Source organism: Chlorogloeopsis fritschii PCC 6912 (assembly GCF_000317285.1).
GTDB classification, from domain to species: domain Bacteria; phylum Cyanobacteriota; class Cyanobacteriia; order Cyanobacteriales; family Nostocaceae; genus Chlorogloeopsis; species Chlorogloeopsis fritschii.
This window is the reverse complement of the sequence record NZ_AJLN01000152.1, coordinates 22,565-44,229: the sequence shown is the minus strand read 5'-3', so window position 1 is coordinate 44,229 and position 21,665 is coordinate 22,565. Positions and strand designations below refer to the sequence as shown.

The 21,665-nt window shown below is 45.3% G+C and carries 19 protein-coding genes and 3 pseudogenes; 8 read left to right on the top strand and 14 right to left on the bottom strand.

All coding sequences use genetic code 11. The annotated features are described in order from the left end of the window. Positions 1-247: 247 nt before the first annotated feature. Together UYC_RS37215 and UYC_RS0133700 are read right to left on the bottom strand one after the other, a co-directional pair. Positions 248-430, bottom strand: a pseudogene (locus UYC_RS37215) (ISNCY-like element ISAtsp9 family transposase); the annotation flags it as partial. Positions 431-581: 151 nt separating this feature from the next. Continuing rightward, entirely contained in the window at positions 582-896 is a 315-nt protein-coding gene (locus UYC_RS0133700; protein ID WP_026087615.1) for a P-II family nitrogen regulator, read from the bottom strand. Between the two features lie 296 nt (positions 897-1,192). Between UYC_RS0133700 and UYC_RS38420 the strand changes: the two are divergent. Continuing rightward, positions 1,193-1,335 (top strand): annotated as a pseudogene (locus UYC_RS38420) (FAD-dependent oxidoreductase); the annotation flags it as partial. 1,115 nt (positions 1,336-2,450) lie between these two features. On the opposite strand, the gene UYC_RS0133695 reads toward UYC_RS38420, so the two are convergent. Further along, positions 2,451-2,726, bottom strand: a complete 276-nt coding sequence (locus UYC_RS0133695; RefSeq protein ID WP_026087614.1) for a leucine-rich repeat domain-containing protein — start codon at positions 2,724-2,726, stop codon at positions 2,451-2,453. A 307-nt stretch (positions 2,727-3,033) separates the two neighbouring features. Here UYC_RS0133695 and UYC_RS0133690 point away from each other — a divergent pair, with 307 nt between their 5' ends. Continuing rightward, positions 3,034-4,227 (top strand): sodium-dependent bicarbonate transport family permease, encoded by a 1,194-nt coding sequence (locus tag UYC_RS0133690; protein WP_026087613.1) that lies wholly within the window; start codon positions 3,034-3,036, stop codon positions 4,225-4,227. Positions 4,228-4,433: 206 nt separating this feature from the next. Here UYC_RS0133690 and UYC_RS35960 read toward each other — a convergent pair. Then, a pseudogene (locus UYC_RS35960) lies at positions 4,434-5,122 on the bottom strand (Uma2 family endonuclease). Between UYC_RS35960 and UYC_RS39220 the strand changes: the two are divergent. Beyond that, positions 5,095-5,256 (top strand): hypothetical protein, encoded by a 162-nt coding sequence (locus UYC_RS39220; protein WP_016876786.1) that lies wholly within the window; start codon positions 5,095-5,097, stop codon positions 5,254-5,256. The pseudogene UYC_RS35960 and the gene UYC_RS39220 sit on opposite strands and share 28 nt — an antisense overlap. After that, positions 5,253-5,579 (top strand): PIN domain-containing protein, encoded by a 327-nt coding sequence (locus tag UYC_RS35955; RefSeq protein WP_016879832.1) that lies wholly within the window; start codon positions 5,253-5,255, stop codon positions 5,577-5,579. Before UYC_RS39220 ends, UYC_RS35955 begins: the two co-directional genes overlap by 4 nt. 159 nt (positions 5,580-5,738) lie before the next feature. Here the strand turns inward: UYC_RS35955 and katG are convergent, their stop codons facing one another. Continuing rightward, positions 5,739-7,982: a catalase/peroxidase HPI gene (katG, locus tag UYC_RS0133670; protein ID WP_272898084.1), complete on the bottom strand. Its 2,244-nt coding sequence runs from the start codon at positions 7,980-7,982 to the stop codon at positions 5,739-5,741. 490 nt (positions 7,983-8,472) lie between these two features. Between katG and UYC_RS0133665 the strand changes: the two genes are divergently transcribed. From UYC_RS0133665 to UYC_RS0133655, 3 genes are all read left to right on the top strand, one after another. Then, entirely contained in the window at positions 8,473-8,808 is a 336-nt protein-coding gene (locus tag UYC_RS0133665; RefSeq protein WP_235083014.1) for a hypothetical protein, read from the top strand. A 231-nt stretch (positions 8,809-9,039) separates the two neighbouring features. Next, the gene (locus tag UYC_RS0133660) at positions 9,040-9,972 is read left to right on the top strand and encodes a hypothetical protein (RefSeq protein ID WP_016876782.1); all 933 of its coding nucleotides are present in this window, start codon (positions 9,040-9,042) and stop codon (positions 9,970-9,972) included. 418 nt (positions 9,973-10,390) lie between these two features. After that, positions 10,391-10,678, top strand: a complete 288-nt coding sequence (locus UYC_RS0133655; RefSeq protein ID WP_016876781.1) for a hypothetical protein — start codon at positions 10,391-10,393, stop codon at positions 10,676-10,678. A 404-nt stretch (positions 10,679-11,082) separates the two neighbouring features. On the opposite strand, the gene UYC_RS0133650 is transcribed toward UYC_RS0133655, so the two are convergent. The 7 genes from UYC_RS0133650 to UYC_RS0133620 form a co-directional block, all read right to left on the bottom strand. Next, a complete protein-coding gene (locus tag UYC_RS0133650) occupies positions 11,083-13,218 on the bottom strand; it encodes an Eco57I restriction-modification methylase domain-containing protein (protein ID WP_016876780.1) in 2,136 nt (711 codons plus the stop codon). A 10-nt stretch (positions 13,219-13,228) separates the two neighbouring features. Beyond that, positions 13,229-13,984: a TIGR04283 family arsenosugar biosynthesis glycosyltransferase gene (locus tag UYC_RS0133645; protein ID WP_016876779.1), complete on the bottom strand. Its 756-nt coding sequence runs from the start codon at positions 13,982-13,984 to the stop codon at positions 13,229-13,231. 167 nt (positions 13,985-14,151) lie between these two features. Then, positions 14,152-14,688: a vitamin K epoxide reductase family protein gene (locus UYC_RS0133640; RefSeq protein ID WP_016876778.1), complete on the bottom strand. Its 537-nt coding sequence runs from the start codon at positions 14,686-14,688 to the stop codon at positions 14,152-14,154. 153 nt (positions 14,689-14,841) lie between these two features. After that, positions 14,842-14,982: a hypothetical protein gene (locus UYC_RS39215; protein WP_016876777.1), complete on the bottom strand. Its 141-nt coding sequence runs from the start codon at positions 14,980-14,982 to the stop codon at positions 14,842-14,844. An 80-nt stretch (positions 14,983-15,062) separates the two neighbouring features. Continuing rightward, a complete protein-coding gene (locus UYC_RS0133630; protein WP_016876776.1) occupies positions 15,063-17,297 on the bottom strand; it encodes an AAA family ATPase in 2,235 nt (744 codons plus the stop codon). Between the two features lie 226 nt (positions 17,298-17,523). After that, positions 17,524-18,894, bottom strand: coding sequence for a DUF3370 domain-containing protein (locus UYC_RS0133625; RefSeq protein WP_016876775.1), 1,371 nt, complete (start codon positions 18,892-18,894; stop codon positions 17,524-17,526). Between the two features lie 13 nt (positions 18,895-18,907). Continuing rightward, positions 18,908-19,813: a phosphodiester glycosidase family protein gene (locus UYC_RS0133620; protein WP_016876774.1), complete on the bottom strand. Its 906-nt coding sequence runs from the start codon at positions 19,811-19,813 to the stop codon at positions 18,908-18,910. A 116-nt stretch (positions 19,814-19,929) separates the two neighbouring features. Between UYC_RS0133620 and UYC_RS0133615 the strand changes: the two genes are divergently transcribed. Next, complete coding sequence (locus UYC_RS0133615; RefSeq protein WP_016876773.1) at positions 19,930-20,196, top strand: hypothetical protein; 267 nt, start codon at positions 19,930-19,932, stop codon at positions 20,194-20,196. A gap of 246 nt (positions 20,197-20,442) precedes the next feature. Here the strand turns inward: UYC_RS0133615 and UYC_RS0133610 are convergent, their stop codons facing one another. Together UYC_RS0133610 and UYC_RS0133605 are read right to left on the bottom strand one after the other, a co-directional pair. Further along, on the bottom strand, positions 20,443-21,231 hold the full coding sequence (locus UYC_RS0133610; RefSeq protein ID WP_016876772.1) for a Uma2 family endonuclease: 789 nt from the start codon (positions 21,229-21,231) through the stop codon (positions 20,443-20,445). A gap of 45 nt (positions 21,232-21,276) precedes the next feature. Beyond that, a complete protein-coding gene (locus UYC_RS0133605; RefSeq protein ID WP_016876771.1) occupies positions 21,277-21,570 on the bottom strand; it encodes a hypothetical protein in 294 nt (97 codons plus the stop codon). Between the last annotated feature and the right edge of the window lie 95 nt (positions 21,571-21,665).

Below are 21,665 nucleotides of genomic sequence, written 5' to 3'. Positions count from 1 at the left end.
CAGGTATAATTTACCATTTTTTCTATTTGTGCACCAAAGCCCCGATTGGGTGCAATGGATGGGTTGATTTCAAGCTTTTAATTGCTCCCCAAGATTTTAAATATGATTAATTTATGTAAGTCAATCATCAATTAAAATTTTGCTTTCTGTAACATCTCTGGTCTGCCTTACAATTGAGTAATTTTTCTTTATCTCAATCACTGTAAGGCTTTTGGGTTTCGTACCGGGAACTAGTCTAAACTTTAGTCGGAATCTGATGCACCCCAAATAGACCGTGGGCATTGCTCTTCCCCTTACTGCCTGCCACCATGCGTTGATAGGCTAGAAAGGACGGGGTTCGAGTGAAGAACATGCTAAACGCGCTCAAAGCAGCATCCTCCATCCCGTAGCGAGTATTTTTGCCCGTGCGTTTGTCCGGTAGCGATGACAAAGGCTAGCAAAACGAACCGACGATGGTGTCGAACAAACTCCGTTCTTGCAACCGCTCTAGCTCTCTTGGATCTTTACAGATGTCATTACAATCCCCATATTCCCAGTGCTTGAACAGCTTCTTGCCAAAATGAGAATTGCTGGGTTTTGAGTCAGAACTTGTGCGCGTGCAGCACCTCCGCGTCACAGATATAGGTGATGCCCGAATAATCGTCGAAAAACTGCGCTGCGATCTCATCCGAAATCTTCAGGGCCATATCCCGATTGGCGGTGAGTACCTCGATCTTTATATTCGAGAAGTTGTCGCCAACGCTGGGTTGTCCCGACGAGCGCACGTTGCGACTGCCTTTACCGCCAGCGGGCATCACCGTATAACCGGTAGCCCCGGCTTCGTCGATGATCTTAACAATCTGTTTCAGCAGCAACTTTTCCGTGACAATGACGAGCTTGCTGGCTTGCTGGGTCATGTGGTTTACCTCTTGATGCGTTCTGTTACGACCATTCAAAGCAAAACCATAGAGTCTTGCCTTGAACCATACCTTTAAGATTATGCCAAAGATCGGCGAATCCACTACCTTCTGTTGAGAAAGATTGACTCAGATTAGCGGAAGCATTTTATAAAAAACACTTATCCTTTTGGCGCTATGACCACCATTCAACATCAGATTGCAGGGAGCACTAGGGACGAGGCTCTGCCGTTTGCACTACCGTCCACTGGTAGAGTAATCAAACTTCGATTCACCATCCAACAGTGGAGCAGATCTTGAATATCATCACCCTCACCGCAGATGTTTTAGTGGTCGGCGGCGGCACGGGGACACCGCCACGGCGATTCAAGCCGCTCGACGTGGTACCAAAACCATTCTCGTGAGAGAGTTGCCTTGGTTAGGTGGCATGTTGGCAGCGCCATCCAACGCAATTTGGGAAATGCAGTCATAGAAAGCCCTTCTTAATAACAACAACGTATAGAGAAAATTCTGCGATCGCAATTTATATTGACCAGAGATATACGGGTTTTCTGAGAATAAAAGGAAAACTTATGATTTGAATTTGAAATTACTTAGCAGATCCATGTAGAGCGAGCGCAAATTTGTACGGATTTTCAGATAAACTTAAGCACATGTCTGCCGTCCTGACCTTTTTTGAATTCAAAATTCAAAATGCAAAATTAAGAAGAAGATTTATTTTGAATTAATTAATTCTGGGTTCAAGCCCCCACTGAATGAAGTTCAGTGGTCTACCCTGCGGGAAGGCTTCGCCTACAATCAGTAGTGGTTTCCAGCCCCTAATGATTGCAATGCGTGAATTGATATATTTTGAATTGTTTTGACCCCTAATATCTGATCAAGGAGGGATTACAATGTGGATTTCTTGTCCGATTTGTTGATGCACTTCTAAATATAAACTTAAGAATATCGTTCAAGGCGAAAGCATAGATGTCTGTCTTCTGTTCGACATCAATAATCAGGTTTGAGCAACCCAGTCTATCTCCTTGAGACACTCTCCATTCACGGGTGAATTTCTGACAGGTGTTTCCGTAGCGGCGGGCAAGTGCCCGTCACCGCCACACGCATTCGATCAGCATGGAGCGTACACAATGAACAAGTTTGACTCAACTAAACTGCGAACCAAATTTGACAACACCAGCGAAGGCTGGCTAGTGCAGGTATATAGCGGCGATCGCCGCCTGCTCTGTGTGTTCGATTCGTCTCACGCCTGGACTTTTTTGTTGGGCTGTGGGTTCGGTCTCCTACTGGCGGTGGGGTGGTTTAACCTCGCCAGTTACAGTCCGTCCACGGCTTATGTGCCGTCAACAACTCCCCCCGAAATCTGGATTGATTAACTCAGCCATTGCTAGAAGAATGGTGCGCACGCAACTCTTCCGATTTGGTCGGCCCCATACCGTCCTCTGGTGAAAACAAGCAGACGCTGGCCGGTTCGACTGGACAGGTAGGATAGAGCAGGCCAGCCCCCCGCAGATCGAGCCAGGATAACTTTGACAAATCCGTCAGGGCGTTACCTCAGCCACAGGCGTGTTGTACAGGTCGAGCCAATGCGCGTTGGTTCAAACCTTGCAGCGGCGAAATGTCGGCAACCTGAGTGTTGAACAGCAGCAGCTCTTCGAGTTCGCCTGGGTTTGTCAGTAGTGCAATATCCGTGATCGGATTGTTGCCCAACCAGAGCGATCGCAGCTCCGTCAAATTTTGCAGCGGTGCGACATCGACAATCTCATTGCCAAATACAAATAAAAAGCCCTTCTTAATAACAACAACGTATAGAGAAAATTCTGTGATCACAATTTATATTGACCAGAGATATACGGGTTTTCTGAGGATAAAAGAAAAACTTATGATTTGAATTTGAAATTACTTAGCAGATCCATGTAGAGCGAGCGCAAATTTGTGCGGATTTTCAGATAATCTTAACTTATATCTTGCACCTGGGGCAAAAACCGGGTTTCTTGCCAATCATATCGCTTGGAAAGCTTTATTTATCGTTCACTAAACCTGGTTTTTTAGGTCTTGTTGAGAATGGTGCAAGATGTCAGTTAAGCACATGTCTGCCGTCCTGACCCCTAATATCTGATCAAGGAGGAATTACAACGTGGATTTCTTGTCCAGTTTCTTGATGCCCTTCCTGGCGCAGTTGCAGTCCCCGACACTCGGCTTTCTGATTGGCGGTATAGTGATTGCCGCCCTCGGTAGCCGATTGCAAATTCCAGATGCGATCTATAAGTTCATCGTCTTCATGCTGCTCATAAAAGTTGGCTTGAGCGGCGGCATTGCGATCCGCAATGCCAATCTGGCGGAGATGCTGTTGCCCGCGCTGTTCGCCGTGGTAATGGGGATCCTTATCGTGTTCATCGGGCGCTACACGTTAGCCAAGCTGCCGAATGTCAGAACCGTGGATGCCATTGCGACCGCGGGCTTGTTCGGTGCCGTGAGTGGCTCTACCCTCGCCGCCGGCATAACGGTACTGGAAGCGCAAGGTATCAAATACGAGGCCTGGGCCGCCGCACTCTATCCCTTCATGGACATCCCAGCGCTCGTGACTGCGATCGTTGTGGCCAGCATTTATACCAGCAAGCGGGAGTATCTCAGCAAGCAGCGTCGTACCACAGGCGCTTCTCCCAGTGCCGCAAGCGCGTCTCTCAGTACCGCAGGCGCGTCTTTCAGTACCGCAGGCGCGTCTTTCAGTACCACAGGCGAGTATCCCAGTACCGCAGGCGATTATCCCAGTACCGCAGGCGATTATCCCAGTACCGCAGGCGAGTATCGTAGCAAGCAAGGCAAGCGGGTCAGGATATGGCCCATCGTGAAGGAAAGCCTTGAGGGTTCTGCCCTATCGGCACTGCTGCTCGGCCTCGCTCTAGGCCTGCTAACCCGGCCGGAAAGTGTTTTTGAAAGCTTCTACGAACCCCTCTTCCGCGGCCTGCTTTCGATACTGATGCTGGTAATGGGTATGGAGGCCTGGTCAAGGCTTGGCGAACTGCGCAAGGTGGCCCAGTGGTACGCCGTATATGCCGTGGTGGCGCCGCTGCTGCATGGGTTTATCGCCTTCGGTTTCGGCATGATTGCCCACTACGCTACGGGGTTCAGTCCTGGTGGCGTCGCGCTCCTGGCCATCATTGCCGCCTCCAGTTCAGACATCTCAGGTCCGCCCACTTTACGAGCCGGTATCCCGTCGGCCAATCCCTCCGCCTACATAGGCGCGTCCACAGCCATCGGCACGCCGGTTGCGATTGGCTTGGGAATACCGCTCTACGTCGGGATCGCCCAGGCGCTGATGGGCAGCTGATCCCAGACGGGTCGCGGCAAACCGCTATTAATGCTTTACAGCTTGCCGCACCACAAACTCCATTAATGTAGAATCTCCTTAATTAAGGAGTAGTATTTGATCCATCAATACTCAATACCTCCAATCTTTGTCATTGCATTTTCGTAAAAAATTTATGAATTTTTATTAGAGAAACCCTTGACGCATCTCTACAAGTAATCAGTCAATTATTTGACAAAATTCTGATGCTCAACTGTTGTTAATCCTTGCTGCACTATCTCAATTACTTTCGCTAATTTTCCCGCTAGCATCGCTTGTTTATCCAACCATAACCCTGGGAAAACTTCACTTTTAATAATTCCTTGTGAATTGGACTCAAGCAGAATATAGTTCCCTTGTCTTAGTCGAAACCAATCCAATTCCCCGTCTTGAAAGCGCCAAACTATATATTCTTGTACTTGGTTGCGACGGTAAACCTTGAGTTTTTCGTGTGTATCAATTGAAACACTACTAGCAGCAACTTCAGCAATTAATTCTGGTGCACCTTCCACGTAGCCATCTTCACTAATTTTGGATTGTCCCCCTACTTCAATTCTCAGCAGTGCATCTGGTTGAGGTCGTTATCTGCATCAAGGCGTACAGTAGCATTATCCCCCAATTCAATCCCAGGAGTTGCTGACCAATAAGTCCCCAACCAAGTGATAATCCGAGCATGGGAATTACCATGTTGTGTAATTCGTAGTGGGGATGCCATGTAAACAATTCCTTCGATTAATTCCGCACGCTTCAGGCGTAGCATAGCATCATAACGACGTTCAAACTCGGCTTGAGTCAGCCTGTCACCATTTTCCAGAGCAGGAACTGTGAACAGACAAAGAAATAGAAGTAATGGTGATTTATCAACAAATAGAACCATCAACATCCACAAAAACACCAGAAGAACTAGGATGGCGACCCGGCTTTTTTGAGCAAACAGCCGGTTCGTTAGCAGATGATCCAATCCAAAGATATCCCCAAGGTGAATATGACACTAGGGAGTCATTAGAGTGAGATATTTATTAGATACCAATGCCTGCATTGTTTATCTGAATCGTCCAATGTCTGGTGTGAGACGGCGCTTGGAGTCGCTATCACCATCAGATATCGCTGTTTGTTCGGTAGTTAAAGCTGAACTATTTTATGGGGCAATGCGAAGTCACAATCCTACACGCACCCTGGCGTTACAAGAAGCATTCTTAAATAATTTTGTATCTTTGCCTTTTGACGATCAGGCGGCTCGGATTTTTGGCACAATTCGGGCAGAGTTAGGGACGCTTGGTACACCAATTGGGCCTTACGATTTGCAGATAGCAGCAATCAAGAGTGGTGAATAACTTAACAAATACTGTTAATGCACTCTTTGAGGGCGGCGTTTCAACTTATCTTGAAATACCGTCCTCATATTTGTTTCTGGCTTTCACCCGCGTTCAGGATTTCCGCTCTTTTGCTCCCGCCTCAACCTCTGTTCACCCGATGATCGGTTGAAGTTACACTTAGAAACCCCTCGAAGAGCTTTTCGCTAAGACTGCGCGAAGGTCATAGCGGTCAAGGTTCATCACCTTGTCCCACGCCGCTACAAAGTCATGCACAAATTTCGGCTGCGAGTCCTCAGAACCATAGACTTCCGCGAGAGCTCGTAGCTGCGAGTTCGAGCCGAAGATGAGGTCAACACGGGTAGCGGTCCACTTATGTTCGCCGGTTTTGCGATCGCTCCCCTCGAACTCATATTCATCTTCAGAGGTCGCCTTCCACGTCGTGCCCAGGTCGAGCAGGTTCACGAAGAAGTCATTGGTCAGCGTCTCTGTCCGATGGGTGAAGACGCCGTGTTTAGACCCTCCAAAGTTTGCACCCAGGACGCGCAAGCCACCCACGAGAACTGTCATCTGAGGGGCTGACAGGGACAGCAATTGCGCCCGATCGACCAGCAACTCCTCGAGTGATTCGCTGTGTTTGCCGCTGGAATAGTTGCGGAACCCGTCCGCAGTTGGCTCCAGCACAGCAAAGGACTCGACATCCGTTTTCTCTTGCAACGCATCTGTGCGTCCCGGCTTGAAGGGAACCGTCACGTCGTGACCGGCATTTTTCGCCGCTTGTTCGACGCCTGCGCATCCGCCCAGAACGATCAAGTCAGCGAGCGAAACCTGCTTCCCGCCAGACTGCGAGCTGTTGAACTCCTGTTGGATTGCCTCTAGGGTTTGCAGCACCGTTGCCAGTTGAGTCGGCTGGTTGACTTCCCAATCCTTCTGCGGCGCGAGACGAATACGCGCCCCGTTCGCTCCACCGCGCATATCGGAGCAGCGGAACGTTGACGCCGATGCCCAAGCAGTCGAAACGAGTTGGGAGACAGACAGTCCGGAGGCAAGAATCCTGCCTTTGAGAGCGGCGATGTCCTGCTCATCAATTAATTCATGGGTGACTGGGGGGATGGGATCTTGCCACAAAAACTCTTCCTCAGGAACCTCTGGGCCAAGATAGCGCGATCGCGGGCCCATGTCGCGATGCGTCAGCTTGAACCATGCCTTAGCAAACGCATCTGCGAACTCATCTGGGTGCTCGTAGTAATGCCGCGCAATCGGCTCGTAGATAGGGTCCATCCTCATAGCCATGTCTGCCGTGGTCATCATGGGGGCGTGCCGTTTCGACGGATCGTGCGCGTCGGGCACTGTATCCGCGCCAGCACCGTTCTTAGGCTTCCACTGCCACGCGCCAGCGGGGCTCTTTGTCACCTCCCAATCATATTTGAACAGGGTTTCGAGATAGCTGTTGTCCCACTGCGTTGGAGTGGGCGTCCATGCACCTTCGATGCCGCTGGTGATCGCATCGACGCCGACACCCGTGTTGAAGGTGCTCTTCCAGCCAAGACCCTGCTCCACGATGCTGGCACCCCCAGGCTCATGACTTACGTGCGTCGCTTCGCCTGCACCATGACATTTGCCAAAGGTATGTCCACCGGCAACGAGCGCGACCGTTTCTTCATCGTTCATCGCCATCCGACCAAAGGTCTCGCGAATATCGCGCCCTGAGCCGGCCGGATCGGGCTGGCCGTTTGGCCCTTCCGGGTTCACGTAGATCAGACCCATCTGAACGGCGGCGAGGGGATTCAGCAGCACACGATCGCCACTGTAACGCTCGTCACCAAGCCAGACCTTCTCAGATCCCCAGTAAATGTCTTCCTCTGGCTGCCAGACGTCCACGCGCCCACCGGCAAAGCCGATCGTCTTAAAGCCCATCGACTCAAGCGCGCAGTTACCAGCAAAGATCATGAGGTCGGCCCAGGAGATTTTCTTGCCGTATTTCTGCTTGATTGGCCAAAGTAACATCCGCGCCTTATCGAGGTTGGCATTGTCAGGCCAACTGTTGAGTGGCTCAAACCTCTGGCTACCTGAGCCTGCGCCGCCGCGACCGTCGCCAATCCGATACGTGCCTGCACTGTGCCAAGCCATCCGGATGAAGAGCGGCCCATAATGACCGTAGTCGGCTGGCCACCAGTCCTGAGAGGTGGTCATCAGCTCATAGATATCTGCCCTCAGGGCAGCTAAGTCGAGAGTCTTGAACTCAAGAGCGTAGTTGAATTCCTCACCCATGGGATTGGCCTGGGGTGAGTGCTGGTGGAGGATGCTCAGATTCAGATAATGCGGCCACCACTCTCGGTTCGTCGGTACATGACGAGCCTTAGGTTTCTGGCCTCCGTTCGTAAACGGGCATCCGCTTTCGCTGCTCATAATATCTCCTGTCAAATATTGTGGTGTAGATTTTTTGATGTATTGCAGCTATTGCAAACAAATAGCACATGGGTAATTATTAGGATCATCGATGAGAAATGTAATCGAAAAGAAATATAAAAAACGTTATGATTTGAAACAATAGATTTATAATTCGCAACAATCGGTCATACTAATAGCCCAAGCAAGGCGAACGCATCCAAATATTGATGGGCAGAACCAAGAAAGAACCCTGGAGGCATAAAAGCTAAGATACTAATAGTAAAAAGAACAAAGTTATCAGAGACAAGAGTCAGGGTATAAGAGTTAGTCCAACGTGGTATTGTCAAAAAATACCTTCCAGAAAAAAAAAGCACGCTGCATATTAAACATCCTTTGGTTAAACTTGCTCTAGCGCACACATCGTCTGCAAGGGTTACATATGTTAATTACTGGCAATTGCTAGCAAGCGGGCTTTTCTAAACTATAGCTGAAGCAACCGCCTCTAGGTACAGTGAAAAGATGCTTGATAAAGTTACCCCATTTTTATAGGGTAACACAGGAAGATGATGCTACTAAAATTGCAGACTATACGGGGGAAGGTGAGACATTCTTAGAAGAAAAATTTAATTACAGAAAGCCTGGGGCGGGAATCCTGTATCAGACAAAGTTTGATTTTGGAATTCATTTAACACAATCTTGGATGGTAGGCGATAGACCCGAAAATGAAGCTGCCACAGTAGCGGGAGTTAACTTTATGGATGCTGATACTTGGCGCAATCAGTTCCTGCCTGGAATGTATGAAATCAGGTCAGCGACCCCAAAATATGTAAAGTTTTTAGAAGGTATTAAGTTAAGCTAAAACCTGCTTTTTCAGTTTTAGAATTTAGGCGATCGCACATCTAGACATCTTTTCAAGTCTGAAGAAGCGATCGCAATTCGCAAACAATATTCTCTAACTATTCTATCCCGCCTTAAATTAGTAGCCGTAAAGTTACCGCCGAAACTACAACAGAGCCAAAAATTCTTCTGTGGATTGAGTTAAATTACTAAACTTTGTGTTAGCAGTTGTGGTAACAGTAGTAGTTAAGCTATGCGGTTACTTTTTTGTGGGTTGATAATTAGCTTAGGACTTTGGGGAGCGCCGCCTCAAGCACAAGCATTAAATATACAGAAGAATACAGTACAACTTCAATCATTGATACAGCCAGCAGAGACCAGTCAAGTGTTAAATAGGATTTCTAAATATGATGAATATATGAAAACAGGGTACCTGGCTACTAATAAAAGAAACTATCAATCAGCTTTAATTAACTTTAGAAAAGCACTGAAGGAGCGCCCTAATGATGCTTATGCCATCCAGGCTATACAAAATGTAGAAAATTATATTGATTCTAAAGTTAACAATCAAATTAAAACTTGGGCAACAGTTGCAATAATGATTGCCTTGTGTATCTTTTGGTTTAATGCACAAGCAAATTACTCTAATACCAAATTAAAGCGCGCTTCTTTGTGGCTTAATTTAAGAGAAATGTTTGATAAATATGATGATATTTGTGTGAATCTTCGTCCAGAAGGTGCATGGCATAATGGGAAAGATAGACATCCTAAAACAGTGCCAGAGTGGTTGAAAGTGGAAGCTTATATGGCATTATTTGAAGATTGCAAATACATGATTGATAACAATATACTCGATTGGTATACCTTCAATAATATATATAAGCACCGAATAGAAAATATATTAGATAATCCCCACATTGTTTGCGAACAACTTATTAAGCGTAAAGCAGGTTGGAATAAATTTCTTGAGTTGGTTGGTAAGTTGAAAGAAATAGAAAGTTTAGACAAAGTTGATAAATACCTTAGGAATGAACTAGAGAAGAAGCACTATATCTGTAGTGAACATCCAACCGAAACCTTAAACGCCCATCGTGAGCGTATCATCACCATACCAAAGGTCACCGTACCGAAACAAGAAAACTGTATACTAAGGCTGAAATCCTTGATAGATAAACTTTTGGGCTAAGAACCTTCACTACTAAGTATCTGGGGTTTTTTCAGCCCTTAAACTGAAACGGGCGATTACCACTACTGTGAGACATACTACAACTAGCTTTTGGGTAGTGACAGAATTTGCGCCAGGGCGTTATCTTTGAGAGTCTAAATAACAAAACCGCTCCTAAGTAATGCACTAGAGCGGTTTTTTGGGTGGAGTAATTTTGGAGCGGTGTTAATTTTGAATTGATTGGAAATCCTCGCGTTTAAGCTTAAATAAAGCTGTTGTTATATTTTGCGAACTAGATTTAAGCTTGGTGCAATTAAAACTACTGTCGGGTTCTGCGTTGCCTTACCAACTTCCAACGAGCAGCCAATGCATACATGCATAAGTTGCCCATCCGAATAGAATTCCAAGTATTAGAAAAAATCCACAGTCCATATCAGCCATGCCTAGAAATGTAGTCTTGAAAGCGATCGCACTTAAAAGTGCATCTTTATTATGGGCGATCGCACACCATATCTTAACAGTACTTAACCGTACTGATATTGGTGGTCTTACCCTCAGCCGAACTAACCTAGTCGCTGCTGCTAGAGAAATGATGCGAGAAACAAGACTGCTGGAATTGGTTGGCTCGCCTGGTGCTGTTAAATCTGCGGTGTTGAAAGCACTGGTTGAAATTCAACAGGGAGAGGGGCCTGTAATTTTGTTTGCAGGCGATCGCATAATTCTCTGAGTAACAAATCATTTTTTCCCTCACATCTACAAACTCTGATGCGGAACCTTGAATACTAACCGATAACTCTGAGGTTGCGTCCTCACAAACAAGTTGAGCCACATAACGGCGGAGTTGAACTGCACCTCCGGCTAATCACCTTCGGGCGATTAACGAGGTGTCGTTTCCAACGAAGTGTTGTTGTGACGATGCTTCGCAGATTATAGTATATAATGTCAACTTCTATACTGCGTTGGCAGAACAACTAATTATTATACGGAAACTTTACGTATAATCTGTTTTTCAATCCGAAGTTATCAGGCATTACAACCACTTCCTATTTGGGATATACGGAAAATTTCTTTTTTACGTCCCTATTTGGAATTATACAGGCTTGTTCCGTATAACCAACCCTCACGGGAGGATTATATGGAATCGCTCACGCGACAAGCAAAGCATAAGCGTTGAAAGAAATCGTTCTTTACCAGCACATTTGGTAGTTTGTCTGTTTCTTGAGCATATCGCTTCTTCCGGGGATCAACTGAAGCAAGATAAGTGCGAAGATTCTTTTTCCATTCGTCAGTACGGTAAGTTCGTAATAGTTTGAGTGCGCTCTCCTCGACCTGATACACTGTTTTAGGACTATTGATAGGACGGCTCGGATCATCTGGATTCGCAACTATTAAAGCTGCATCCAAAAATTGATGCACTGTCTGACGGCGAACTGTTTCTCGTGTGTTGGGCTTGTAAGTTTTGCCATAATGTTGAGCCATAAAGTCCATCATTGGTGTAATTCCCATCAAAGGGGAAACTGCCAATCGCCAAGGATCGTTTGGCTTTAAATCAAGTAGTGCCAGCAGCGTTAAGGCAGATCGTTCGTTCAGCTGTGCTCTTGGAAAGCCCAATTCCAATAAGATTTGTAGCGCTTCATCAATTCGGGATTTAATTGCAACTGGATTGTTGCCTGGCTGATTCGTCATACTCAGTAGCTCTGCTTCTATAAGTTCATCGATTTCTTGTTGAGAGGGAAACTGCTCGCCAATCCGCAGCCCTAAGGATAGTAGCTGTTCCAAAGTAGGGTATTTCAAATTGCGTAAGTCGGTGGCATTAACCTGAGTATGCCCATTAAACAGCCGGAAAAATGAATCAACCAAGGTGGAATTAAGATAAGCCGCAAGCCCGCGAGCCAAGGTAATATCAAGTCCATGCCCATCTTTGTGAAAATAATTCAAGTGATTTTCAAATCCAACATAGGCACAATCAAATTTGCTGGCATCGTAAACAACTGCAACAACCCGCCTTTTCTCTTCTTTGGAGGAGAATCTTTTGCATAGAACGTAATGCTCGTTTGGTACCAAAAGATTCGCTGTTTCTTCCACATCCACTAAAGCTTGAGGCTTCTTGGTGATTTTTGGGTGTTCTACATATCCATCTGACAAATTCACTGGATAAATTAAAGGAACAGTATTATTTTCTGGATTTGCCCTTAGATACTCTTTGGCACGAAAATCTACCACTCGCCCAGTTGAAACTGTTAACCCCAAGTCTTTTAAATTACAAGGGAAAAGTCCCATTTGTTGAACAATTTGTTGGCTAAAAGTATCTGGAAGGATATGGATAAATTGCTCTGGATCGTTGGGGTGAACTAAAGCTGCATACGGTACAGAATTCGACATAATAAAGTCATCATCAATACCGAAAATGGTATTTATTAGTATGCTGTCAGGCTTTTGCTTTTGTTTCGTAGCGTGAGCGATCGCAGTTTCCTGCAGCACATCATCCTCACTAAATGCTTCTTGCCGCGACTCGAAAAGATATATCTGCTGTAAAGCCATCATCTCCAGAAACATCTTTCGGAAGTTACGGAAATATGTCCCATTACAAAAGCTTCGCGGGGTAATCGCTACAAACTCCCCCCCTGATTTTAAGAGTTGCGCCGTAGCAGCCATAAAACCAGTATAAAGATTGCTGGTTTCCAAACCTATGGTACGCAACAATTTACGAACCTGAGAGCGAGCATTAATTTTCAAATAAGGTGGATTGAGGATAGCATGGGTAAATTCTGCTTTGTTTGGTTCTTTCAACAAACTAGGCTGAAGCAGACTAACTGCATCTGCAATAAAATCAGTCTCACGAATTTCATAGTTAAAGCAAATGCCGACATTTTGACATACCCTCTCACATAACTCTAAAGTCTGATGTAAATATCCGATGAGGAAAGGGTCAATTTCGTAGGCTACAACACGCAAATTCGACGTGTATTTTTGATGTTGGCATACTCTCGCTACAAAAGCGGCTGATAATGAACCAATTCCCGCTCCTGCATCAAGCAAGGTTATTTCAGAATCCAGTTTATCAAACATTCCAGCCATCAATTCCGCTACTGGAGCAGGAGTCAAAAACTGACCCATTGAAGCCTTTTTGTCCTGTGTTAGCTTTAAATTTGCCACTGTTCGACGGAAATCAACTTCTGCAAGTAAGTTCCGACTCGATAGTTCCGCCAAGCTGTTGAACTCTAAACTACTAGTATGTCTGATGGGATGTTCGCTGTTTGTCTTCACAAGCTTAAAATCAACGAATGTCTTGATAAAACTGCTTTAAGTAGTTTGCATCTACACCAATTCCCCACAAAATTCCGATATAAACGTAAATTGCGATCGCCTTTAGTGTACCCCAGCGTGCCACACGACGATCTGAGCTTTGGACAATGCGATTCACCATCCGAATTTGTCCCTTTGGCAACAGTCTCAAACACAAATCCCCATCTTCCATAATTGGCAGTGCCTCATCGAAGCCACCGCACTCCCAAAAGTCACTTCGACGGCAAAACATTACCTGATCTCCAACCAAAAGCCGCAATCCCTGAAAAAACAGCTGCGGTTTAAATAGTAACGGAAAGCAATAGGTTTTCAAGTAATTAACCAAAGATATACCCCAATGAGTTCTTTGAGCACCTGCCATCACAGAAATAAATCCCCCACAAGCAACTGTTTTGTCTGCTAAGGTTTCTTCAATTACAGCCACTAAGTCATCCGGTACCAAAGTGTCTGCATGGAGAAAGCAAAGAATTTCTCCAGTTGCTAAGGAGGCTCCATAGTTCATCTGCACAGAACGTCCACGCTTTGCACACGATCTAACTTGCACCTCTGTGGCTGGAGAGAATAATTTAAAGTTGCGCTTCGCAGTTACCACCGTCTCATCTTCACTACCGCCATCTACTACTAAAACTTCCCAAGCAGGCGGATCTAGTAAAGTTAGTTGGCGCAATGTGCGTCCCAAACAGCTTGCTTCATTTAAAGTAGGAATAATTATAGAAACACGTGACATTCAATCATCCAAGTTAAATAGGGAACGGGGAATAGGGAACAGGGAACAGGGGACAGGGAACGGGGTTGGGAGAAATAAATATTTTCATCCCCTTATTGTGGGTAATTGCTCGTGGGAGTCTAGCTTGAAGTCATCAAGCTTTACAACCAGAGCAATTAAAGTATCGATTACTGTGTGCTGTCGCCTGCTGCGGCATTCTTGTCACGCTGCCCGAATAAGGTGCGAACAGCGGTAAGAACCTCTGGCACTGCTAGCGCTAACGACACAAAAGAGCAAACCGTGGCAACTTGACAGTACTCGCAAAATGCTTGGTTCTCGCTCCATTCCTCTTGAGCTAGCTTGACGTTGATGGCAGAGTCTAACAGGATTTTGATACCCATTGCAATTGGTAGCAAAGGATTGCGCCGTGCGCGCTCAATTCCACCAGCAGCAGCCAGCCAGGCAGTGATGCCATAATTAATCACCATTAATGGCCCGTCGGGGGAGTTAAATCGACTGTAAGCGTAGTTGGATGCATCTACTTTGTCTGCATTAAAAATTGGCACTGGTGGATCGGGCAAATGAGGTATAATACCAGTTTGGTAAAGTGTGACAAGTTGTCCCATTGAACCTCCAAGCATAGACAAGCCAATAATCGCTCGTCGACGCGTCATGTTCGGGTCTTTTCCTTTACGCAGTTCCTGACTTAGTTGCTGTGGCTCCATAAAGCGCAATCCTCGCTTCAAGTATGGGTTGACGGTTGCATCAAAATATGCACAGGAGTTCTACCGACTTTGGATAGACAAAGTATCATGCATCCAATTCGGCTGTGAGCGCCCTGTACTGACTACGGATAGATTTCCTACCATTTTCAGTAACTAGTTTGATGCGTACCACATACCCTGGAGGTAGTTTGCAATCTTTCGTTCGATATCAGACAGATTATCTGAATTAGCGATCGCCTGACATTCGCCAGCATATAATTCCTTATCCTTATCATTCTGAGCCGGAGCAGCCACGAACTCAGTTAGAAATCCCGACTTACTATTCTGGATTTTTTGTGTGTTTACCCTAGAGCACGAGCTAAACTTGATACTTTTTAGACATCCTCTTGTATCTTGTCAGTAGCTTTAACAAAAGCGATCGCGCTTTCCCAGATAACTGTTTGATTGAGTAAGTTTTGGGTGAATATTTCTTGTACAGCGCGTACTTCCTCTGCTTCCAGATTCTCAGCCAGACGTTCTGCATAACTTGGGCGAGTGGTACCAGAAGTAAACAAGCGATTCAGAAAGGTTGATGTGATGTGCATTTGCGTGGAACTTTGCTCTAAAGTCACTTCTACTACCAAATCAGCAGACTCAAACGCTTTTCGTAAATCGTCGGCATCCCAGTTTAGCATTGGGTCTTTTGGTTCAGTGTAAATTGCTTCTTCAGCAGTCACTAAACGTTCGTACAACTGAGTATTTACTTTATTAGGATCGAGCAAACGATAAAACCGTTGCGTGTAAAGCGGCACTGTCTCTGATAATACAACTATACCCGACTTTTTAAGTAAATTTGCTAGGAATTTGGCAGCAGCGACTTTATCCGGTTCTGCAAATAAACCGTTACGCCCGACAATTCGGTCAAATTTTATATCTGGGGCTTGTGTTTCTAAAATTGCTGGTAGCTCAGTTAATGTAGCAGAGACAACAATTGGACGGGTAAGCTCTGGCAACGCCGTCGCTTGTTCTTGTAAAGCATTGGCATCAGTTGTTGTACGAGCACAAGCATAAACTCCACCTTCTGGAACGCGACGTACTGCTTCCCAAGTCAGTAAGCCACTGCCCGCATTGATATCTAAAATCACATGATGGCGCTGCACATCAGCAGAAGTAAAAATGCGATCGCGCACTGCACCTAACTGTTCTCCGACTTGCGAAAGGGTGCGTTGCAACCATCTTTCGGAGGTGCGATTGTCTCTTCCATAGGTCAATATTTCTACAGGCGCTACACCTATACCTTCCACCATCGCCGCCAGTTGAGCTTCTCGCCGCCGCGCTACCTGCGTACCAATCGTTTGCTCGTAACCTTGTTCTGATGGCTGGTAAAAAACTTGTCCTTGCAAGCTACCAGGTAAGTATTGCTGCGCTACCCAATGCTCTCGGTAAGCGTGGGGATACAGATATCCTGCTCCATGTCCAAAACCTTGCTTATCGCGGTTAGCATCCTTGAGGTGGGTAGGAACTTCCGCCTCTTTTTCTTTTTCTACCGCTGCTAAAGCATCAAAAAAGCCCATGACACTGTTTGACTTGGGTGCGTTTGCCAAATACAGTGTTGCCTGTGCTAAATGATAACGTCCTTCCGGCATCCCTACACGGTCAAAAGCCTCGGCACAAGCATTGATAATTACAACTGCTTGGGGATTGGCTAGCCCCACATCTTCACTAGCTAATATCAATAAACGGCGGAAAATAAAACGTGGATCTTCGCCTGCATAGATCATTTTCGCTAGCCAGTACAAAGCCGCGTCTGGATCGGAACCGCGTACACTCTTGATGAAGGCGCTGATAGTATCAAAGTGAGCATCCCCTTCTTTGTCATAGAGAACTGCACGCTGTTGAATTGATTCTTCTGCTACTGCAAGGGTGACGTGAACTACTCCTGAAGTGTTGGGTGGTGTTGTTTCTACTGCCAATTCCAAAGCATTGAGTAATGAACGAGCATCACCATTGGCAACATTAACTAAATGTGCCAGAGCATCCGGTTCAATTTGTACTTGCTTTTTACCGTAACCGCGCTCGGTGTCAGTTAGTGCCTGTTGGGCTATGGCGTACAAATCCTCATCGTTGAGTGGTTTGAGTTGAAAAATACGCGATCGGCTGACAAGTGCTTTGTTAACTTCAAAGTAAGGATTCTCTGTTGTCGCTCCAATTAAAATCACCGTTCCATTTTCCACCCACGGCAGGAGTGCGTCTTGCTGGGATTTATTAAAACGGTGAACTTCATCAACAAAGAGAATAGTTCTTTGATTATGAAACTTGCGTCTATCTTGAGCTTGTTCAATGGCAGCGCGAATCTCTTTAACGCCGGAAAGCACGGCATTGATAGCAATAAAATGAGCGCGGGTAGTGTTGGCAATCACACGAGCTAGGGTAGTCTTGCCTGTACCGGGCGGCCCGTAGAAAATTAACGAAGATAGTTGATCTAAACTGATCGCACGTCGGAGCAAGCGTCCTTGTCCGAGAATGTGATCTTGCCCAACGAATTCATCAAGCGATCGCGGACGCATCCGCGCTGCAAGTGGTGCTTCTGTTTCTGTTACTTGAGTCAGACGTTGGTCGAATAAGTCCATATATACATATATATTAAGACCAGTTCTTTCAAGGTGAGTCGTAGAATCTCTCTCTGTGCTCTCTGCGTCTCAGTGGTTAAAAAGTTATTGATTTAACCGCAGAGGCACAGGGAACACAGAGGTTAGAGGTTACAGAGAAGTTCATTTTTGAGAGTTTTTATCCATGCCAAAGCGTAAATACTACTTTGGGGCTACTAAAGTCTAGCTAGTTAAAAATGAACGAGTTTTATTTTTTACTGTCTAAAGTTTCGACAGTGAGCATTTGAGGAGGAGTAGCATCGGGTGGGTAAAGAAAATCCACTTTTACCAGTCGTCTTTCGCCAGGAGCCATTTTTAATTGGACAAGTGGCTCTCCCATCTGCCCTCGTTGCTGAACTAAATGCCAGTATTTAGTTCTAGGTAAGCCTTTATCGTCATTGTAGCGAATACGCACTGTGCCTCGAAAAAATACTCGTGGTTCGGGTGGTGACAAGAAGCGCAGTCCTGGTTTGCTTAATTCGTCTTCTTTAAGAGGTGTTTGAAACAGCACATTTACTGTCTGGGTAGTATCCGTATTATTGATTAACGGTAAAGAGATATTGTATTCAATGCCGTAGTTGCCGTGAGCTTCGTAAGCAGTGCCAGGATAACGCACTAAAAGTTTGGCACTTTGGTTTTGTCCGGTGCCCATTTTACCTGCGAGGAGGGTACTCAAACCGTAGGAAAAAGCTTGTCCCGCTTCGGGAATTGCTAGGTATAGACTATTGGAATCGGTAACTTGCGATTGCCAGCGAGAACCAAGGGCGACAGCTGCTACCCGACCGTAGATTTCCGGCCCTGTTAGGTTATCGGGGGGGCTGGGGGCTGGTTCGCGCGGCCCGGCAAAATCTCCATTTTCCAAGAGATTCTGCCATTCTTCTAAAGAAGGCGATCGCTCGCTGCCATCTTGATTTTGTTTGGCAAACATGGCAAGATTAGCCATATATACTGGCCCGTTACTGCTTAAACGCAAGAGAGTAGAGCGTCCGTTTAATGGTGGCGTCAAAGGGCGTACTGGAATGGGATGATTCATCAGCATCCGACTCTGTTTTGGTGGAATTACCAATTGGGCTGCCCATCCTTGCTGTCGTTTTAAGCGCAGCACTTCATTCATGACGCGATCGCCCGGCCCGGCATAAATATTTCCCAAGGTATTATCTAGCATGGGAGGAAGTTTGATAAAAGGCGCATCGGGCTGACTCACATAACTGGCTGCTTGTAATATGTTTACAGTTACAGGGCGATCGCTTGGATTATAAACAATCACTCCCAAGTGAAGAGTGCGCAAATCATCGGGAGTTTCAATGGCTCTGGCAATATGGTGAGAAAATAAATCAAACCGTCCCTGAAATGGAAAGTTGAGGTGAGCATCTGGCACTTTTTTGCCTTGTGAGGGAAAGGTGGAGAGTAAAATGCCTTCAGTCTTAACCACTTCTGGGTTATTACTATTAAACACGGGTACTGAGTCGAGTTGACCGGGTAGAGGACGTGTTTGTTGGGGGGAAAAAAGTTCCTGTTGTAGTATTGCGGGAGATGGTGCTGCTTGAGCTAAAGGTAAATAAGGAATAAAGTTGAACATTAATTTAGATACTTTACTTAGAATCTTTTACAATTTCTTGAACTAGTAAAACTGATTTTACAGGTCGCTTAATCGGATTGCCTTGTCGATCTACTTTTCCATAAAAAAACTTACCTTGATAATAAAGAGAAGAGGAACTTCCCCCATCTAAATTCATTGCTTTTTCAGCACCCAAACTTTTCATCAAATTAGCCACTGCTGGTAAAGACATCCCTGAGTTACCGGGAGAATCTGACTTTTGGGCAACCATCACCAAAATAATAGTGCGATCGCGGGTAATTCCCACAGCCGTTCTAGCATTGGGTTGGTTGCTACCAATTGCATCTCTTTTGTTGATTGGATCTACAAAGCCTTCTGGCTCTAATGTTAATTGTGGCAATAACTGGGGGCCAGCACCCAAGGCATCTATTAATTGGCAACCCGGCAGTGATTTCTCACTACGCAATACGATATCATAGCGAATATTTTGTCCGCACTGATATCGGCGGAATTCTGTACGATTAAAAATTTTATCAAGGTAAGGTTTGAGATTAGGATTATTTATTAGGCGCTCATTATTTCTAGGATTGGCTACCAGTTGCTTTTGCAGTACAACAGTTGATGTAGTTTTTTGATTTACTGGATCGAAAAAACCACCGTTTAAGATAGCTAGTGCTTGATATTGTCTTGCAAATTCTTCTAAGTGAATTAGTTTTGTTGATAATGCAGGAACGATTAAATATTTGCTATTGGGAGGAATTAAGAGAATGTGAACAATACTTTGCGGTAATGTGCGTTGCTCATACCGGATATTTTTAAGTTGTGGAGATTGTATTGGTATTACCTCACTTCTCAGTTCAAACTGTTGTGATGAATTCCATACCAACAACAGCATCACCAAAGCAATTAATTTTCCTCCTAGCAAGTAGATTTTTCTCACTTACCTAACCTAAAATTCTAATATTTTTATCAATAACACGAAAAGCCAGTATTTTTAGCCTGCATAAGCAGGCTTTGCTTGTATAGCCTCACCCTTATAGGGTGTAGGCGCAAGATATGATAAATGAAGAATTTATTCTGGCTTCTAAATTCTTATTGCGATCGCTGCCAAGAGTTAATGCTCCCACGGCTGAGGCACAAGCGTTTGCACAAATATGGCGATCGCTAACTGGTCAATCGTATAAATTGAAGATGGCAGTGCTTGCGTTGCAGCCTTCAGCCAAACACTACTTGACCAAGGACATAAATACTGCTTCTTGTTCACTGACTTGGCAAACCCGACTTCTAACCATATTTACCAAGCGATCGGTTATCAACCTGTAGGTGATTAGAATAATTACAGCTTTCACCCTTGTTACCAGGTTGAACTTGGTAACATTACATCTTGCAGCTTGCCCCTAAAACGCCTGGTAGACGCCCAAAGGGCGGCTTCCCGTAGGGTACTGAAGTTCCAGGCTTATAGTTCAAGTCAGTTTTAACTGACTTTAGCTTTTAGCCAAGAAATTTATTTCTTGGCTGACAAGAGCATAGATGCAAAATAATGAATAACAAGAATTAAGAGCCTCTGGCTCATCTTAAATCTAACTCATCAGGATTGACACCCAACTGACGCAAACGTTCAGCTAATTGTTCTGCACGTCGTTTTGCTTGCTCAGTTTCTTGTTTTGCTTGCTCAACTTCTTGTCGTGCAGCCACTACTTCCTCTTCAGGGATAGGAATCAATTCCCCGTCTAAAGTACACCACCGCAACCACCGCCGCTCAATGTTACGAAAGGAACCTTGCCATAATCTCAAACTCAAGCCTAATTCTGGCATTAGCAATCTCTCTTCGGTAATAGTCATGGGTTCATAGTGACCGCCAACTAAGTGAAATCCCCGAAACTCATTCGTATAGCGACTAAAAACTACATAGTAGGGAACCCGAAGTATCTGCTCATACACTTCCCATTTTGTAGGAGGTTGCCCCACTTCACTGTTTGTTTCGCCTAAATCTTCGGCTTCTGTACCAGGGGATAATAATTCAACGACAACAAAGGGATTTACACCTTCTTGCCAAGTTACATAACTCAAACGTAAATCTGTCCCTGCATATAATTTTGGCACTCCCACTACACCAAACCAATCGGGGCGTTTGTACCGCAAGGGATGGCGAACATCGTAGTAGAGATTGAGATCGGCGGCGCTGTAAACTAGTTCGGGATTCCAATTTACAGGTAAAAAGGTTAAAAACAGCAATAAAGGTTGTAAAAAGTGAAAATCGTCTTGCAAGCCGGGTTCCTCAGGGTTCTCGCTTGGTAAATCATACATTGTCGGCAGAGTTTGCTGAGGAGGAAGCGGGGGAATAGATTGGGAAGTCATAGGCGTAAATCAGCATCTCACCCATGATGCTACATTCAATTCAGTTTAAACTGCCACTTCATCATAGTCAGATATAGTTTTTTCCAAATTTCGGAGTGAAGATACACGAAACCCTATCAAACCAATCAAAAACATACACATTGCACAGATTACATATAACATTGCTATTCCCGCACCAGTGCCAGTCCCAAATATTCCTCCTAAAATACCAACAAGGCTACCTCCTTCACTAAACGCAGGTACAAACACATTATCTGCTAATGGCCCTGCAATCAAAACTGAGGCAGCTGAAGCTAATTGTAAAAGAAGCGATCGCGCTGCAAAAACCCGTCCTTGCACACTAGGAGCAACTTTTGCTAACCAAATCGCATTATCCGAACTACCACTGAGGGTAAAATCGGTTAGTTAATGCTTATATAGCACTGTTAGTGGTA

What these genes read in the sequence shown, in the direction of transcription:
- UYC_RS0133700 (WP_026087615.1), bottom strand. Translation starts at nt 896, where the DNA reads ATGACCCAGCAAGCCAGCAAGCTCGTCATTGTCACGGAAAAGTTGCTG.
- UYC_RS39220 (WP_016876786.1), top strand. Translation starts at nt 5,095, where the DNA reads ATGGTGATTTATCAACAAATAGAACCATCAACATCCACAAAAACACCA.
- UYC_RS0133660 (WP_016876782.1), top strand. Translation starts at nt 9,040, where the DNA reads ATGCGGTTACTTTTTTGTGGGTTGATAATTAGCTTAGGACTTTGGGGA.
- UYC_RS0133655 (WP_016876781.1), top strand. Translation starts at nt 10,391, where the DNA reads ATGCCTAGAAATGTAGTCTTGAAAGCGATCGCACTTAAAAGTGCATCT.
- UYC_RS0133645 (WP_016876779.1), bottom strand. Translation starts at nt 13,984, where the DNA reads ATGTCACGTGTTTCTATAATTATTCCTACTTTAAATGAAGCAAGCTGT.
- UYC_RS0133640 (WP_016876778.1), bottom strand. Translation starts at nt 14,688, where the DNA reads ATGGAGCCACAGCAACTAAGTCAGGAACTGCGTAAAGGAAAAGACCCG.
- UYC_RS0133630 (WP_016876776.1), bottom strand. Translation starts at nt 17,297, where the DNA reads ATGGACTTATTCGACCAACGTCTGACTCAAGTAACAGAAACAGAAGCA.
- UYC_RS0133625 (WP_016876775.1), bottom strand. Translation starts at nt 18,894, where the DNA reads ATGTTCAACTTTATTCCTTATTTACCTTTAGCTCAAGCAGCACCATCT.
- UYC_RS0133615 (WP_016876773.1), top strand. Translation starts at nt 19,930, where the DNA reads ATGATAAATGAAGAATTTATTCTGGCTTCTAAATTCTTATTGCGATCG.
- UYC_RS0133610 (WP_016876772.1), bottom strand. Translation starts at nt 21,231, where the DNA reads ATGACTTCCCAATCTATTCCCCCGCTTCCTCCTCAGCAAACTCTGCCG.